Annotated in this window: 15 protein-coding genes; 12 read left to right on the top strand and 3 right to left on the bottom strand. The window is 37.7% G+C overall.

The annotated features are described in order from the left end of the window. From M2353_RS15510 to M2353_RS15475, 8 genes are all read left to right on the top strand, one after another. Entirely contained in the window at nucleotides 1-1,881 is a 1,881-nt protein-coding gene (locus M2353_RS15510; protein WP_284725678.1) for a phage tail spike protein, read from the top strand. A gap of 12 nt (nucleotides 1,882-1,893) precedes the next feature. Next, on the top strand, nucleotides 1,894-3,759 hold the full coding sequence (locus M2353_RS15505; RefSeq protein ID WP_284725677.1) for a right-handed parallel beta-helix repeat-containing protein: 1,866 nt from the start codon (nucleotides 1,894-1,896) through the stop codon (nucleotides 3,757-3,759). Between the two features lie 16 nt (nucleotides 3,760-3,775). Beyond that, complete coding sequence (locus M2353_RS15500; RefSeq protein ID WP_135032673.1) at nucleotides 3,776-4,876, top strand: BppU family phage baseplate upper protein; 1,101 nt, start codon at nucleotides 3,776-3,778, stop codon at nucleotides 4,874-4,876. Then, the gene (locus tag M2353_RS15495; RefSeq protein ID WP_209304729.1) at nucleotides 4,876-5,016 is read left to right on the top strand and encodes an XkdX family protein; all 141 of its coding nucleotides are present in this window, start codon (nucleotides 4,876-4,878) and stop codon (nucleotides 5,014-5,016) included. Before M2353_RS15500 ends, M2353_RS15495 begins: the two co-directional genes overlap by 1 nt. Nucleotides 5,017-5,055: 39 nt before the next feature. Continuing rightward, entirely contained in the window at nucleotides 5,056-5,268 is a 213-nt protein-coding gene (locus M2353_RS15490; RefSeq protein ID WP_135032793.1) for a BhlA/UviB family holin-like peptide, read from the top strand. A gap of 19 nt (nucleotides 5,269-5,287) precedes the next feature. Further along, nucleotides 5,288-5,551, top strand: coding sequence for a phage holin (locus tag M2353_RS15485; RefSeq protein WP_135032677.1), 264 nt, complete (start codon nucleotides 5,288-5,290; stop codon nucleotides 5,549-5,551). Between the two features lie 266 nt (nucleotides 5,552-5,817). Further along, the gene (locus tag M2353_RS15480) at nucleotides 5,818-6,417 is read left to right on the top strand and encodes an esterase/lipase family protein (protein ID WP_135032795.1); all 600 of its coding nucleotides are present in this window, start codon (nucleotides 5,818-5,820) and stop codon (nucleotides 6,415-6,417) included. Nucleotides 6,418-6,501: 84 nt separating this feature from the next. After that, nucleotides 6,502-7,302: a peptidoglycan recognition protein family protein gene (locus M2353_RS15475; protein WP_284725676.1), complete on the top strand. Its 801-nt coding sequence runs from the start codon at nucleotides 6,502-6,504 to the stop codon at nucleotides 7,300-7,302. Between the two features lie 81 nt (nucleotides 7,303-7,383). On the opposite strand, the gene M2353_RS15470 is transcribed toward M2353_RS15475, so the two are convergent. Together M2353_RS15470 and M2353_RS15465 are read right to left on the bottom strand one after the other, a co-directional pair. After that, entirely contained in the window at nucleotides 7,384-7,707 is a 324-nt protein-coding gene (locus tag M2353_RS15470) for a hypothetical protein (RefSeq protein WP_135032681.1), read from the bottom strand. Between the two features lie 19 nt (nucleotides 7,708-7,726). Further along, entirely contained in the window at nucleotides 7,727-8,269 is a 543-nt protein-coding gene (locus M2353_RS15465; protein WP_135032683.1) for a hypothetical protein, read from the bottom strand. A 230-nt stretch (nucleotides 8,270-8,499) separates the two neighbouring features. Between M2353_RS15465 and M2353_RS15460 the strand changes: the two genes are divergently transcribed. Then, nucleotides 8,500-9,636, top strand: coding sequence for a response regulator aspartate phosphatase (locus M2353_RS15460; RefSeq protein WP_245207165.1), 1,137 nt, complete (start codon nucleotides 8,500-8,502; stop codon nucleotides 9,634-9,636). Between the two features lie 998 nt (nucleotides 9,637-10,634). Then, nucleotides 10,635-11,993 carry a reverse transcriptase domain-containing protein gene (locus M2353_RS15455; protein ID WP_284725675.1) on the top strand — a complete coding sequence of 453 codons (1,359 nt, stop codon included), beginning with the start codon at nucleotides 10,635-10,637 and terminating at the stop codon, nucleotides 11,991-11,993. Between the two features lie 247 nt (nucleotides 11,994-12,240). On the opposite strand, the gene M2353_RS15450 is transcribed toward M2353_RS15455, so the two are convergent. After that, nucleotides 12,241-13,446 carry a DUF418 domain-containing protein gene (locus M2353_RS15450; RefSeq protein ID WP_284725674.1) on the bottom strand — a complete coding sequence of 402 codons (1,206 nt, stop codon included), beginning with the start codon at nucleotides 13,444-13,446 and terminating at the stop codon, nucleotides 12,241-12,243. Nucleotides 13,447-13,683: 237 nt separating this feature from the next. Here M2353_RS15450 and M2353_RS15445 point away from each other — a divergent pair, with 237 nt between their 5' ends. Both M2353_RS15445 and M2353_RS15440 read left to right on the top strand, forming a co-directional pair. Then, complete coding sequence (locus M2353_RS15445; RefSeq protein WP_046344423.1) at nucleotides 13,684-14,379, top strand: response regulator transcription factor; 696 nt, start codon at nucleotides 13,684-13,686, stop codon at nucleotides 14,377-14,379. After that, nucleotides 14,366-15,673: a HAMP domain-containing sensor histidine kinase gene (locus M2353_RS15440; RefSeq protein WP_284725673.1), complete on the top strand. Its 1,308-nt coding sequence runs from the start codon at nucleotides 14,366-14,368 to the stop codon at nucleotides 15,671-15,673. The genes M2353_RS15445 and M2353_RS15440 overlap by 14 nt, the downstream gene beginning before the upstream one ends. The last annotated feature ends 15 nt before the right edge of the window (nucleotides 15,674-15,688 follow it).

Here is a 15,688-nt window from a genome sequence, read left to right as displayed (position 1 = left end):
ATGAACCAACTATTTGTCCAGGATAAAGGAACAAAACAAGAATATGAAATAGTCGGCAGCAGCCCCCGCCTAACGGATGGAATTGATGGTAAAAAGACAATGGAATTACAGATTGAAGCGGGCTTTACTGATCCTATATCTTTTGAGGCATTGGTCGGGAGAAACCTTCTAATTGTAGATGAAAGGGTACACAAGCGGCAAAAATACGTTATCCGAAATTTTTCAAAAACTCAAGATGGTGATGTACTGTCTAAAAGTGTTTCAGCTACTCATATTTATGCTTTTTTGCTATCAAAAAACAGAGTAGATGAGGTTATTCAAGGTGAATTAACACTTGAAAAGGCGTTTGCTCATGCCTTGAAAGGGAGTAAATTCACGTTCAAAATTATGGATGATGCGAAAGATATCAAACCTGTCAAAAATGAAGGGTTTGGCGATGCATTTTCTATTGAACTGATAGACACGATTATTTCAAATTATAAAATTGAACTTGATGTCAATAATTACGAGATTTATATACACAAGAAAATAGGAAAGAAAATCAATAAAACGCTTGATACTAGAGCGAATATAAACGGTCTTACTGTCACTATTTCGGAAGACAATACGGCCACACGGGGCAGAGGCTTCGGCAAGCAAAAAGAAGAAAAAGACACGATAAGTGAAAGTGCTATGGGTTATGAGAGCAAAACAGGTACGTGGTCTTATGACGATGCTTTGAAAGCTGATTTTACGAATAAGCCTGGCGCCACTTTTACTTTTTCTTTCACTGGGACCGGATTCCGATTTGTTACCTTAACTTCAAAATTAGGTGGCAAATGGGAATTTAAGATTGATGACGATAAGACGAAAATGATCAGCGTTTATAAAGATCAATCACCTAAAAAAGAAACGATAGAAGTCATTAGAGGTCTTGAGCATAAAAAACATAAAGTCATTGCTACATTCAAAGGAAAAGACAGCAAAAACCCCAATACAAAAGGGAAGAAGACAGCGGCACCGATCATGTATTTATTGAGAGACAACGTCATTGAAACCTATCGTGAATATAAAAATGAAAATGAAAAATATGTATTTGAGCCGGTCCTTTTCGTTCATCCAAACGAGAAGGATTTTTTAATTGACGGACAGCCTACATGGGCCGAACCAATTAAAGATGATGCCGTTACAAAGGCAGAAGATATGAACACTCTTTTGAAAGAAAAAATCAATCCATTCCCGGAAGTGACCGTGGCAATTGATTTTGAGGAATTTGAAATTGAAGAGCTAAAAGGGTTAGAGGATGAACTCAACAAGGGTGACACGCTGCATGTTATAGCTGATACACCTGAACATGGTATCACGTTTGAAGATGATGTAAGAGCCGTCAGCATGACTTATAACCCGTTAGACTCGACCGAGAAACCCGATGTGACTTTTACCAATGTTCAGAAGGATATGTTTGATTTGCAGCTTGAAGACAGGCGAAGAATCAGAAACCAAGAGCGCTATATCAAGGAACAAAAAAATAGTTTATTGGCTCAAATTCAAGCAGCAAAAAGCGAATTGTCCGATCTAATTGAAAAAGGAAAAACAGGTAGACCGCAAAATGCGGGTTTTAGTTTGACCTTTAAAGGTGGATCGTGGGGTTCTTCTGCTGGTGATGTGTATATAGACGGTAACGATTTAATCTTTGAAACACCTGAAAATTATGAAATGGTCTATTCAACTGTGGACGGCTCGGCACTGCTTAAACAAAATGGTATCACGCCTTCAATAGACTATGAAGACAATGAAACCGATACATTTATCATTTCCTTTTTTCAGAGTGGAAAAAAAATAAAGCCGGATCAAGTCCCCGATACTTCTAAAATATCGGTTGGTATTGTCGGCTATTCATAAGAAGGTGATCACATGTTTAATTTGAAGAAACAGCACACGCCTAGCCCGCATTCAAAATTAATACAAGAGCTGAATGACAATGCCCGCACCACTGAAAATGCTTTGAATGAATTGAATAGAGCAGATGAGAGGCACCAACAAAGCGAGACGGCCCACAAAGCCGAGCATATTACCCATCGTGGGAAAAGCGTTGGTCACTGGCTTAATAGTTTATGGGCTAGATTGATTAACTTAATTGTGAATCACGACGGTAACGACGTGAAAGAGGTCGTGGATGGTCGGGTTGCAATAGATGCCACCATTCATCCAACCTTAAACGACCGACTTGAATATGACTTTGATAGGTTGGAGCAGAAAGTGAATGACATGCTTTCTATTGTGTCTTTGCAGCCGTTTTTAAACAAATACGGCAACTTCACAAAGGCATTACAAGCAGCACTAGAATTATCAAAGGATCGTCCCATTTGGCTTTATATTCCCCCTGGAGGCTATACCCTGCGGGAACGGGTGAGGATTTATAAAAACACTCATATCACTTTACAGGCAGGGGCAACAATCAAGCGTGGCTTTGTAGGATCAATGTTTGTAAATGGTGATTCAAATGAGAGTTTCACCGGATATAACGGACATGGAAACTTGATCATTGACGGTCAAGGCGCTATCGACAGCATGGGGCATGAAATCAAAGAGCAGTGTTCTATTTTCGGCTTTGCTCACGCATCCGGCATTATCATGCGAGATATTACCTTGAGAAATGTTTGTGGCGGACACGCCCTTGACTGTGCCGGAAATGAAAACGTGCTGATTGACAATGTAACATTCGAAGGGTTTGCGGACTATGTAGGAGACAGATGGTTTTCCGCAGCGGTTCAAGTTGATTTGATGCGTTCAGCTAGCAATTTTGGCGCTTTTGGTTCCTATGATCATACTCCAACACGTAATCTTACTATGCAGAATTGCACGGTTAGAAAATCAGCAGAGCTTGGGGGCTATCCTAGAGCGATTGATTCACATACAAGCACTGACGGCGTCCTATACTCGGGCATAAGGTTTATTAACAATAAGGTCTATGACTGTACAGAATGGGCGGTGTCGGGAAACAAATGGCAGGACGTGTTCATTGATGGAAATACATTCGAAAATTGTTCCGGCGGCGTTAGAACGTTATTGCCGAGCGTCAGCACTGTCTATACGCTAGACAAAAACGGCAATCCCACTGGGAGAGTAAACAAGACAAAGCGTCACACAATCACAAACAACAAATTTAAAAACATGTCGGTCGATCATGCGATTCAGGTTTATGGCCGCAAAGGGTATCAAACCATTGACGAAGTGGTTATTAAGACCAATCAAATTGACGGTACAACAAGGCACGGTATTCATGTATCAGATGTGAAACATTTTGTTATTGATGATAACAACCTAGAAAATGTCGGGCATCATGGAATTTTAGTCACACGCAGCACCCGGGGAAAAGTTCACCACAACACAGGACGAGAAATTCAAGGAAACGGCGTCCGGATCGAGGAAGGAAGTTGCGATTTTGTTTCCGTGGATGATAACACGCTAGAAGAGATCGGTTTCTCGGGTATATCTGTCTCGGGGGAATCGGAATATGTACAGGTGGATAAAAACTTCATCTTGAACGCTGGCAAGCGGGGGGATGAATACGACTTTATTTTATTTATGGATGGTGTGAAAAATAGCGCCGTTCGTAATAACACAGCAACAGGGAAAACAGGTCGACACGGTTTGTATTTAACAAGCAAATGTTCATCCATTCAACACTATGGAAACCGACTAAAAGGCGCCGGAAAAGTATCAGCATTAAACGATAATAGCGTTGATCCAATTCGGACAGTTGAAAATATTACTTGATTTGAGGGGGGATATCATGACGAATCAACTTTTTAAAACTGGCGTGCTGCCTTTCGTGGTTGACGCTTATGATCAAAGCGTGTACGATTCAAAAATTGTTTTCTCAACCCAGGACATAGGCACAGCAAAACTGGTCTTTCAATTGCGTAAAGATGGCGTGCCTTTGCCTCTTTCAGCGGTTGACGGAAAACTCGTACTTTTATTTAGTAATGGATCCAAGAATGTTCGGAATATCACTCTTATAGATAAAGTAGAGGGAATAGCCGAATACGTCTTAGACAATAACGAAATCAAGCTATACGGCAAGGTCCAAGCGACATTAAATTTGTATTACCGTAACGGACAAGCCTTGTCCATTCACGAATTTACATTTGATATTCAACGCAATTTAATTGACCAGGACATTGCCCCGGCAGCGGAATTTTATATTGATGATTTTCAATCGCTAAAAAAGCAAATTGAGCGCTTGGCGGCAGAGCTTGAAGCGGATATAAAAAAGCGAACTGACGATATGCAAGGAAACATTGATAAGATCACTAAAGAGCTTCAAGAGCAGCTTGAACACTTGAAAGAAAAACTAGGTGATCTCGAAGCACTTGAAACAAAAGAAGGCGCAAAAACTAAAGTAGCCGAAGCGCTTGCAGCTGCTAAAAAATATACGGAGGATTATGCGGAGACGCCCGCAGGGGCTCAAGAGAAAGCTGATGCAGCTGTGCAAAAGTCAAAGGAATTTGTATCAGGTTTCCAGCAGAAAAAAATCACGGCTGATACAGGAACGCCGTTGATTCTTAATAAAGACACGTCCGTCAGTATTTTGGATGCCGTGATTGATAACGGTCTAGGGATGGGCTCTTTTTACGCAATAGCAAAATCAAAAGATTTACCTAACAACCGTTCTTTCAGAGGTTTTTTCCATATGACAGATGTATCATTCGACGGGAAAGCTACATTCGGTTGGGTATACGCTACAGATTACCACAACAATGTTTATACTAACTATCTCAACAATAGCGTATGGAGTGGGTGGAAACGTGTAATGATGGAAGCCGAGGCACAAGAATCGAAGGTACAAATAGCCGAGTTGTATTATCTAAACGCAGTAGGAGGTGACACATGATGATTGACTGGTTTAGACGAATCAAGGATTTTTATGACGAAGAGCTGTGGACAAAGGAAATGGTATATAACACAGTTGCAGCGGGGAGAATCACACCCGAACAATATGAGGAAATCACAGGTGAGCCATACGAGGTATAGGCTTATTTTTTATGCTTATGGCGGAAGTAGGTGAGATTGTTGGAAATGGATATGACACAGTATTTAATGACACAGGGACCGTTTGCGGTTCTTTTTTGTTGGGTGCTGTTTTATGTATTGAACACGACAAAAGAGCGTGAGAACAAGCTCAACGAGCAAATAGACGCACAAAACGACGTACTGGCAAAGTTTAGCGAGAAGTATGACGTCGTCATTGAAAAACTCGACAGGATTGAAAGAAACCAAAAATAACTGAAATGGGGAATTGAATATGACAAATTTCGACAAAGGCACAGTGATCCGCACGGTGCTTCTTTTTATGGCATTAATCAACCAAGGACTTATCATGTTTGGCAAGCCAATCTTGCCGATCAGCGAGGATCAAGTCACTTCGTTGGCTGAGACATTGTACCTTGTTAGCTCAATGATCTTCACAACCGTAACAACCCTTGTCGCATGGTTCAAAAACAACTATGTGACTGACAAAGGCAAGTTGCAAAAAGAAGTTTTAAAACAAAAAGGATTAACGAAGTAGAGTGGTGCACTAGTGAAGTGAACCACTAAAATTAGATACGGGTTTTCATATCGACAATTACGGTTTATTCATGGTTCAAATTTCAACTTTTAATACAGAGAGGCTTCATGTAATTGAGTCAGAAAGTCAGTAAGCTCTATAGTTAATATAAAGTAAATATATGGTGATTAATTCTCTTTTTCCACAACTTATTCATTTGTAAAATTAAGGATGAATGATATAAACAGGAGGGAATTAATTTGAAAAGAGTAAAAGTTCTATTATTTATGGTTTTGTTTGCAGCTTCAATTACACAACCTAATTTAGTTAAGGCAGAAGCACACAATCCGGTAGTCATGGTACACGGGATTGGAGGATCACCTGCCAGCTTTTTTTCAATAAAAAATTACTTAATCAATCAAGGTTGGGATGAAAATGCTCTATTTGCTATAGACTTTTCTGATAAACTTGGAAGAAATTCAAATAACGGACCACAGTTATCAAGGTTTGTTCAATCAGTGCTTTCAAAAACAAGAACCAAAAAAATAGACATCGTAGCGCATAGTATGGGCGGTGCGAACACGCTTTATTATATTAAAAAATTAGATGGTGGAAATAAAATTTCAAATGTAATTACAGTAGGTGGCGCAAATAGGCTAGTTTCATCTAAAGCACTACCTGGAACGGATCGTAGCCAAAAAATATTATATACTTCTATATATAGTAAATCTGATCGTATCGTATTCAACAGTTTATCTAGATTAATAGGTGCAAAAAATATAGAGGTTCAAGGAATTGGACATCTTGGTTTATTAAGAAATAATTTAATCAATGAATATATAAAAGAAGGGTTAGAAGGGAAAGGACAAAACACTAACGATTGGTAAAAATAACATTTGAGATTTTTAGAGAAGAGCTACCATTTTGGGGCTCTTTTTTTGTTGGGAAATTTAATTAAGGAGTAGATGAACATGGTGAAAATCATTAAGAGTTTTATTCCAAAGAGTAACCGCAACAGACCAGGCAACTATATGAAACCTTTATATATTACGGTTCATAACACAGCCAACACAGCAAAAGGAGCAGATGCAGCGAGTCACGCAGCTTTCGTAAAACGATCTAGTACAGGTGTAAGCTGGCACTACACGGTGGATGAAAATTGTATCTATCAGCATTTGCCTTTGAACGAAAACGGCTGGCATGCAGGAGATGGCCGGGGAACCGGCAATATGAAATCAATTGGAATTGAAATTTGTGAAAATGCAGACGGCAATTTTGAGAAGGCGGTCGAAAATGCTCAATGGTTGATTCGCCAATTGATGACGGATCAAGACATTCCATTGTCAAACGTTGTACCGCATAAGCATTGGAGCGGGAAAGAATGTCCCCGCAAGCTGCTTAATCGCTGGGACAGCTTCAAAGCCGGGATCGCAGTTGCAAACACAAATAAAAAGCCGTCTGCAAAACCAACAAAAGCAACACCATCCAAAACAGCAGCTTCCAAGCCTGCTAAAAAGTCATATAACTTGCCTAATGGCATTTTAAAAGTTACAAAGCCTCTTACAAAGGGGGCAGGCGTAAAAGCTGTACAACAAGCTCTAGCGGCACTCTATTTCTATCCTGACAAAGGTGCAAAAAACAATGGTATTGACGGCTACTATGGTGCGAAAACAGCGGATGCGGTCAAACGGTTCCAATTGATGCATGGCCTTGTGGCTGATGGCATTTATGGTCCAAAGACTAAAGCTGCGTTAGAAAAGCTATTAAAATAAAAATCTGTAGACTTATGTCTATAAAAAATGAAAGTGCATAAAACAAACCCCTGTCCTTAATGGATAGGGGTTTTTTATTGTTTATTTTGAATCAAATTGAACCTTTAAACCATTCATCATGTCGGATTCATAAAACGATTGTAAAAGTTCATCTACATTTATACTTTTATCTTTCTTGCCTAGATATTGTTTGATGATATTTTCATATTCTTCTTTAGTGTTTCCTTCAATATCTGAAAGGTTTAATTCCTCACCGAAGTGATTGATGAAGGTAGTCTTTCCAATTTCACTGGCTTGTTTATTTCCGAAATCACAGAAAGCGCCACTAAGCGTAATCAGAAATAATTCATCTTCACTATCTAAATTATTTTTCTTCTGAAATTCAACGAATTTATTATCTGCCATAGTATACGTCCTTTCACAATTATAATATTAAAGCGTCACCAACAATAATGATATATTCTACAACATGCCCTACACCTTGTGCTACCCCAGCGTCTATATGTTTTTTCAATTCCGCATAAACAAGTTCATTAGCTCTTTTAGCTGCTCTTTTAGGCGTATCCACAATATGTTCTATTTGTTTGATAATCTTGTTTACATTTTGTACTGTAGCTTTCACTGCCTTCTTACCAAACATACTAGAAAGCATCCATTGAGCAAAATCATTGTTTGCAAGCCCTCTAAGGACTTTGATTGCTGTTTTAATTCCAGCACTTTTAGGACCATTTGTGGAAGCTAGTGGTTCGTCATTTCGATTAATAGTGTCAATTGCTTGAAGTAAAATCTTTTGTTGCTTCAACGGCACATTTCTAATAGCAAGTTCCTTTTGTAGCTCTGTAGGATTGTAAGTTACAACTAACTCATCCTTCTTTGAGGTGGATTCTGCCGCATATGTAGCTGTTGTTGGGATGAATACAACAGAAGCTAACAGGACTAGCATAATTCTAACGAGAAAATTTTTCATAGGTATACGCCCTCTCTAATTCATTTTTCAATAGCGAGAATATCATAAAAGAGAGTATATTTTACATAAAATTCAAAAAAAGTTATAAATCCTTACATAAACTGTTCTAATTAAATTGTTTTGTGACTAATTGCATGTTTGTATATTTAAAAGATTTGCGGTTTCTTTTCGGTGTGGAATTATTCAGAAAATGATAATATATGTCATTGTAGGGAATAGCAAGAAAGGGGATGGTAGGAGTGGAGAAAATTCTTTCTTCTCAAGTTGGTATATTGATAAATGATTGGTATAGATTTATCAGGACATTCAGCGTGCCAGATGCAGAGATTTTAAAAGAACAGGTTGAAAGAGAAATAGAGAACATGGAAGAAGATCAAGATTTACTGCTATATTATCAATTAATGGAGTTTAGACACCGACTCATGCTTGAGAGTCTTGAGCCTATCGAAATGAATCAACAACGCCCCACTTTATCCAATTTACTCAAAGAAATAGAGAACAAACAACCCCATGTCAAAGGAACGCTTGACTACTATTCAAACTTCTTTAGAGGTATGCACGAATTCCATCAAAAAAATTATGTCGCTGCTATAAATTTTTACAAGGCTGCTGAAGAACATTTAAAGAATGTTCCCGATGATATAGAAAGAGCCGAATTTCATTATAAACTGGCTGATGCTTATTATCGCATTGATCAACATTTCGTATCATTAAACCATTTGGAAAAAGCAAAAGAAATGTATTCAACAAGCGAGTTTTACAAAGCGAAAGTAGTCGGTTGTAATATCAAATTTGGAGCGAATATGTATGACTTATACCGTTTAGATGAGGCAGAATCTTATTATCGGGAAGCCTTGAGCTTGGCTCAAGAGCTTAATGAGGAAACAGCCCAACGGATTATAGGTGTAATACATCATAATTTAGGTTTAGTGAAAAAAAGAGCCGGAGAAATTGAAACCGCAGAAAATGAATTTCTAAATTCAATTCAAATAAAAGACCACGCTGATACCATTGCAGGAATTAGAACACTTTATATGTTGTCCTGGGTATTCTACGAACAAGATAAAAAAGATAGAGGAAACCAATATTTTACCATCGGCTTAAATAGGGCAAACTTTGCAGACGATCAAGAATATATAGCTAAATTAAAAATCATTTATGCGCTTTTTGAAGAATATAATGAATCAGAGGTAAATGAAAGCCTCAGTTATTTAGAAAGCAAAAGTTTGTGGCAAGATTTAGCGGAGTTATCAGAAAAACTTGCAGATTATCATTATCAAAAAGGGAATTTTGAATTGAATAGAGAATATCTAAAAAAGACCATTAAAGCTCAAAAACAAATACTAAAAATGGTGGAGGCGTTATGATGAAAAAGTTATTTATCAGTTTAACAATTTTTTCTGTGTTATTCGCTGCCGGTTGGTCACTTGATAAAATCATTACTTCTAACACTTATCATGTAACAGAAAAGGCAATTACAATTTAAAAAGCCCTTTTAAGGGGGCTTTTTTTATTTGAATATCTTTTTCATTAGCTTGCCGGTTGTTTTCCCCGCAGCACGTCGCATGATTCGTTTTCCGATAGTTCCCTTTTGAACGGCATTGACGTCACCCAGGTATTTTGATGTTTTATAAAGGATCGATCTTATTTTATTTATGTTCATGTATTTCACTTCCTTCATTAGTTTATATTTATGTGGGCGCACCCACAAAACACCCACAAACATATGACGGCTTATTATTTTATATGACATAAACCAAATATAAACCGCAGGAATCACGCTAACAAGGGAACGTATGTTTTCGTGTGATTCCCAAAAATAATTAAGTTTGAGATGGAAGGTTCAATCGGTTAATATAAAATCCCCTTGTCACAATTATGACAAGGGGATTTTATATTTAAATTATATGCACATATAAAGAACGTAATTGTATAGCTTAAAGATTCGATAATTTAATATATCTCTCAATATATGAGATGAAATTATTGTAAGTAAACTAAAAAAATAGTAAAATTATAGTGCCTACTATGAAAGATAGTAGAAATCAATGTTTAATACAGTCAAGAAGTAGATTGTTCTGCCATGCAGACAAATTCTTCTCTGGTTTCAATTTATGGAATATCAACGTTGATAATCCATAAATCAACCAGTCTGTTAATAGGTGTATCAAGAATAAAGTTCTCATCAATGGATGATTACCTCCTAGCATGCACTCAATAACATTGTAACATAATTGTTCATTTTCCCCTGGTGAGCTACAAATAACAATGGCCAATAATTGTAGTTGTCTATGGCCGATGTGCAGGAAGAACTAATACAGAGACCAGGTCTGCAGTTCTTCCCGCTCTGATATGAGGTGTAAGAATGTGTGATGAAAAAAAATATAGAGTTAAAAATTATATTCATTTCGACAATAGAAAAAAGTTCCGAAGTGTAAAAGACTATGTGACAAACCCTAACAAGGTGGCCTTACATAGTTTTTTACCGTTTATTCAGTTTACTGTAAGATCTGAAAAATATATTGATATAAAAATAGACAAAAAGAATGGAAGACCTATTAAAGAGAAATTGAGAAATATCATGTATGCAGGCCACTTGGATAATTTTATTTATAAGTATTATGCAGATGAATTTTTAAATAAGAAATATAATGCATGGTGTGAGCATTATGAAATAGATGATTGTTCTATTGCATATCGTAACAATAAAAAGGGTAAATCTAATATTGATTCAGCAGCTGAAGTTATTAATGATATTGTTTGTTTTCAAGAAGCATATATATTTGTAAGGGACTTCAAGGAATTTTTTGATAGAATAGACCACAGGTTGTTAAAAGAACATCTCAAAACAGTTTTAAATGTTGAATCTCTTTCAAAAGATTGGTTTAACATTTATAAATCAGTTACTAAGTATGGGTATTATTATAAAGCACAATTAAAAGAGCAATTTGGTACCGATAAACAATTACGTCAAGAGAAGAGATTTAGTTATTTTAATCAGTTGAAAGACTTTAGAGAATTTCAGCGTGAAACCCCTTGCCATAAAAATGAACAAACCTTTGGCATTCCTCAAGGAACAGCAATCAGTGCAGTATTTGCCAATGTATATGCTATTGAATTTGATTCAGGAATGAAGGTTATAGCTAATAAGTTTGAAGGCAGATATAGGAGATATTCAGATGATTTTATCTTAATTATTCCGAAAAAAAGTATAAATCTATTCGTTAAAGATTCTCAAGTTCAGCAAATAGAATCTGAAGTGAAAAAACTAGCTCAAGAAAATAAAATAATTATTCAAAATGATAAAACTAAACTCTTAGAATTTAAAAATGGAGTGATTAGAAATGTGGATTCGGGAAAAATCGATAGTTTGGATTATTTAGGATTTATTTTTGATGGGAAAACCGTAACAATGAGAGGGAAAAGTCCTTATAAATTTTATAGAAAAGCTTATAAATTAATAGGAAGAGCTGTAAAAATTAAAGAGAAAAAGAAATTAAAGAAGTACCCTTATAGAAAAAGAATATATGGTTTATATACAGATCTGGGAATATCAAGTGGGGACTTTGGGAATTTTATTACATATGGAATAAGAGCTCAACAAAAATTTGATCTAATTAGTCCTCTTACAGATAATAGAATATTAAAGCAAATTAAACATCGCAAAAAGAACATTGAAAAAAAACTTGGATACCGGCTTCATACACGATTCAATAGCAATTGAATTTTAAATTTTATATAGATGTAATCAATTTTTGTATTTGAGCAGGAATTAATGTATGGAAAAATATTATTTTTTAATTGTAGATGAGAAACGCTTTAACAAGTTTGCTATGTATATTTAAATATTAAGCGGTAAAATTTCATTAGAGTACGCAGATAAGTTCGTGGAAAGTTCACTCGATAAAATCAATATTGAAAAAGGCGAACCACTAAAGTTCGCCTTTTGCTTACTCTCTTTAACTAATCAGTTATTTCACTGCAGTGAATGTATTTGTTTTCGATTGGTCATTGACCTTCCCATACGTCAGCTGACGCCAGATAAATTCCATCGGTCCAGACTTAAACCGCTTTAACCATAACGTACTGAAAAGGATAAGGAAGGCATACATGCCAATAGCCATGAAGAACGTGCCAGCCGGTGAAAGATGATCGGCAAGTCCAGCTCCGTACTTGAGAAATAGCATTGTGCCAATAATGGAGTGAAGCAAATAACAGGACAGGGACATTCGTCCGACTTTGGTGAACACCATTAAAGCACCTCGCAGCTGAGGAATGTGCAGAAACAGCATCGCAAGTGAACTCATATAAAACATACTGCCAGTCAATCCCCCATTTTGCTCAAGTGCAGAGACAATGTTCATCCATGGCGTATGTTCAAAAGGGGTGACCGCTGTCATAATCGTACTGGCTAGTGTGATAAGAAAAACAATTGTACAAATCATCCAAATACGATTCCAAATCGCTTTTTTCGTCTCCATGTTTTTGAAAAACGACATTTTCACAAAATACACACCAAGTAAAAACATGAAGAACATGGAATAGACGGTGGAAAATGAGCTCGAAGCCATCGTGAACATATCCGTCCACCGGTCACCTATCGATGCTAAATAAGTCAGACTGTTGTGACTGGTCAATTCAAAATCGGCAAAATCCGGCTTGCCTGATGATCCTGTACTGATGGTGGTGAGCAGCATGGTGAAAAGAGGCGTGAGCAATTGAATCACAAAGAGCGTGATGAGCCAGTACTGGATGGTTTTGGCTGTGCGTTTGTAAAAGAAAAGCAGTAAAAAGCCCGCGATAGCATAATAGGTTAAAATATCTCCAATCCATACAAACGTGACATGCAGAAGACCGATCCCTAAGAGAATGGTTAATCTGCGAGCAAACAACTTGTTCGGGCTGTCCACCTTTTGAGCGGCTCGATCCATAAATATCATAAAACCAACCCCGAATAGAAAAGAAAATAACGTAATGAATTTCCCCGAGGCAAACCAATTCACAATGTGGTGAAAACCATCATTAGACTCCATCTCAAATCCCTTGACCGAATCCACAATCAAAAAATAGTTGACCAAAATAATCCCCATTAAGGCGAATCCTCGTACGATGTCCAAGAAATGTACCCGTTCTTTGAGACTCATTGGTTGTCCGTGTTCTACCTTGTTTACATTCATATCTATGCTCCTTTTCGTGTATTGGATCTAAAGATAAATCCTTCAATGAATCAATATAAAGGTCAATTCTTAATCATTTATGAAGATCCAATTTTTTGAAAATAAATGTGACAACTTGATGGCAATTGATCATATTCATAAACACTTAAGATTTATGGTGTATCTTTTCACAGAGCTAGATGATATATAGTAATAACATATAAGAATGAACATCATGAAGGATGAGGTGATTGAGACATGACCCATCGAATATTAGTTGTAGAGGATGATCAGGAGATCGGTGATCTTTTGCAGGAATCTCTGACACGTGCAGGGTATGAGGTGCTGAGAGCCATGAATGGCAAGCAGGCATTGTATGTTGTAGATGATTCGCTTGATTTGGTGATTTTGGATGTTATGATGCCAGGTATCTCTGGGATCGAAACGTGCCAGCAAATAAGAGCCACCTCAAATGTGCCAATTTTATTTTTGACCGCCAGATCTAGTACATGGGATAAAACCGAAGGATTACTCGCTGGCGGAGATGATTATATGACAAAACCTTTTTCAGAAGAGGAGCTTCACGCTAGGGTCATGGCACAATTGCGCAGATATACCATCTATCAGGAAAAAAAGGAACAGGAAGAAACCTATTTAGTTGGCGGTAGCCTGAAGGTGAGTGAAGAATTTAATGAAGTGTGGAAAAGTGGGCAGCAAATCAAGTTATCTGATTTAGAATATCGGATATTAAAACTGCTCATGAACAAACGAAACAAAATATTTTCTGCTCAAAATATTTATGAAAGCGTGTGGGGCCAGCCTTATTTTTATTGTTCAAACAATACGGTCATGGTGCATATCCGAAAGCTGCGTGCCAAAATTGAAGATGACCCGGCTCGTCCCGTGTATATCAAAACAGAATGGGGGAGAGGATACCGGTTTGGCACATCGTAAATATACGCTGACCAAAAAGCTGTCACTGCTCATTTTGGTCGCTGCTATCGTAAGTGGTGTTGTCTTTTTGACACTGCAAAAGATCACCGATCACCTGATCGAAGGATATTTGAGTTCAGATGAGTATGATCAGGCAGAGTCAGCCAGATACATTCAAACCTTCAGCCGCTACGTTTCAGAACATGAGCTGACTTCAACGGATCGAAAAGCATTCGGTGAGTGGGTGAAAAAAGAAGATTATATTAATCTCACTGTTTACAAGGATGAAGTGCTTCAATATGACTCGATTTACTCTGCCGCTGACGAATCGGCCTATGGGAAAGAAAAGGTGACCGACTACGCAAAGCGTCATTCTTACCCGGTTCAATTTAGCGATGGAGAAGGTAGGGTTATGGTAGACGGGTTTTACTCCTCTCGATATCACGATCTCGCCTTTACACTAGAACTGCTTGGTGCAACACTCATTTTTCTCCTGATTGTGCTTGTTGGCATTCGCCGAAGCCTACGTTACTTGCAAACGATCCGTGAAGAGATTCATATTCTTGAAGGCGGTGAGCTCGATTATGAGATGACAGTGAAAGGGCATGATGAGTTGGCCATGATTGCAAAGAGCATTGAGGATTTAAGAACAGCCTTTTTGGACAAGCTTCAGGCCATTGATGAGCTGCAGGAAGAGAGCCGCAGTTTAGTGACCGAAATGTCGCATGATATGAGGACCCCGCTGACATCACTCATCATGAATTTGGAATTTGCGAAAAAAGAGGGGGCTCTAGCGGATAACCGCAAGGAGCAATATATAGCGAGTGCGTATGGAAGAGCCCTGCAATTAAAGAATCTGTCTGACAATCTATTTGCCTATTTCCTGCTAGATAAAGAGCACGAGTCAGAGCTTGAAACCGTTGCAGTGAAAGAAGTGATTTATGATCTTCTATCAGATCAGGTCGCCCTGCTGCATCAGGAGAATTTCACGGTCCATATTGTAGGCGAAATGCTGGATAGCTATATGAACGTAAACGTCGAGGAACTTGGCAGAGTGTTTGATAATGTGATGTCAAATTTACGTAAATACGCAGATCCTGAAAAGGACATTCAGATCACTTTTTTATCCGACCTAGATGTCTTTGAAATCCATGTGAGCAATGCGATAAAAAAGACAGACATCATCCCGGAAAGCAATGGACTCGGGGGACGAAGCATCAAGCGGATGATGTCCCGAATGCATGGACAGTTTGAAAGTGTAGAAAAACGCGATACCTACTACATCGTGCTGCGATTTTGGAATACCAAAATGTAGAGAGCAAAAACAACA

Source organism: Bacillus aerius (genome assembly GCF_029894105.1).
GTDB classification, from domain to species: domain Bacteria; phylum Bacillota; class Bacilli; order Bacillales; family Bacillaceae; genus Bacillus; species Bacillus altitudinis.
This window is presented reverse-complemented; position numbering and strand designations above follow the sequence as displayed.

Bases quoted from the DNA above. Each gene is read 5' to 3' on its own strand.
- M2353_RS15510 (WP_284725678.1), top strand. From the start codon at position 1: ATGAACCAACTATTTGTCCAGGATAAAGGAACAAAACAAGAATATGAA.
- M2353_RS15505 (WP_284725677.1), top strand. From the start codon at position 1,894: ATGTTTAATTTGAAGAAACAGCACACGCCTAGCCCGCATTCAAAATTA.
- M2353_RS15500 (WP_135032673.1), top strand. From the start codon at position 3,776: ATGACGAATCAACTTTTTAAAACTGGCGTGCTGCCTTTCGTGGTTGAC.
- M2353_RS15495 (WP_209304729.1), top strand. From the start codon at position 4,876: ATGATTGACTGGTTTAGACGAATCAAGGATTTTTATGACGAAGAGCTG.
- M2353_RS15485 (WP_135032677.1), top strand. From the start codon at position 5,288: ATGACAAATTTCGACAAAGGCACAGTGATCCGCACGGTGCTTCTTTTT.
- M2353_RS15480 (WP_135032795.1), top strand. From the start codon at position 5,818: ATGGTTTTGTTTGCAGCTTCAATTACACAACCTAATTTAGTTAAGGCA.
- M2353_RS15475 (WP_284725676.1), top strand. From the start codon at position 6,502: ATGGTGAAAATCATTAAGAGTTTTATTCCAAAGAGTAACCGCAACAGA.
- M2353_RS15470 (WP_135032681.1), bottom strand. From the start codon at position 7,707: ATGGCAGATAATAAATTCGTTGAATTTCAGAAGAAAAATAATTTAGAT.
- M2353_RS15465 (WP_135032683.1), bottom strand. From the start codon at position 8,269: ATGAAAAATTTTCTCGTTAGAATTATGCTAGTCCTGTTAGCTTCTGTT.
- M2353_RS15460 (WP_245207165.1), top strand. From the start codon at position 8,500: ATGGTAGGAGTGGAGAAAATTCTTTCTTCTCAAGTTGGTATATTGATA.
- M2353_RS15455 (WP_284725675.1), top strand. From the start codon at position 10,635: ATGTGTGATGAAAAAAAATATAGAGTTAAAAATTATATTCATTTCGAC.
- M2353_RS15450 (WP_284725674.1), bottom strand. From the start codon at position 13,446: ATGAATGTAAACAAGGTAGAACACGGACAACCAATGAGTCTCAAAGAA.
- M2353_RS15445 (WP_046344423.1), top strand. From the start codon at position 13,684: ATGACCCATCGAATATTAGTTGTAGAGGATGATCAGGAGATCGGTGAT.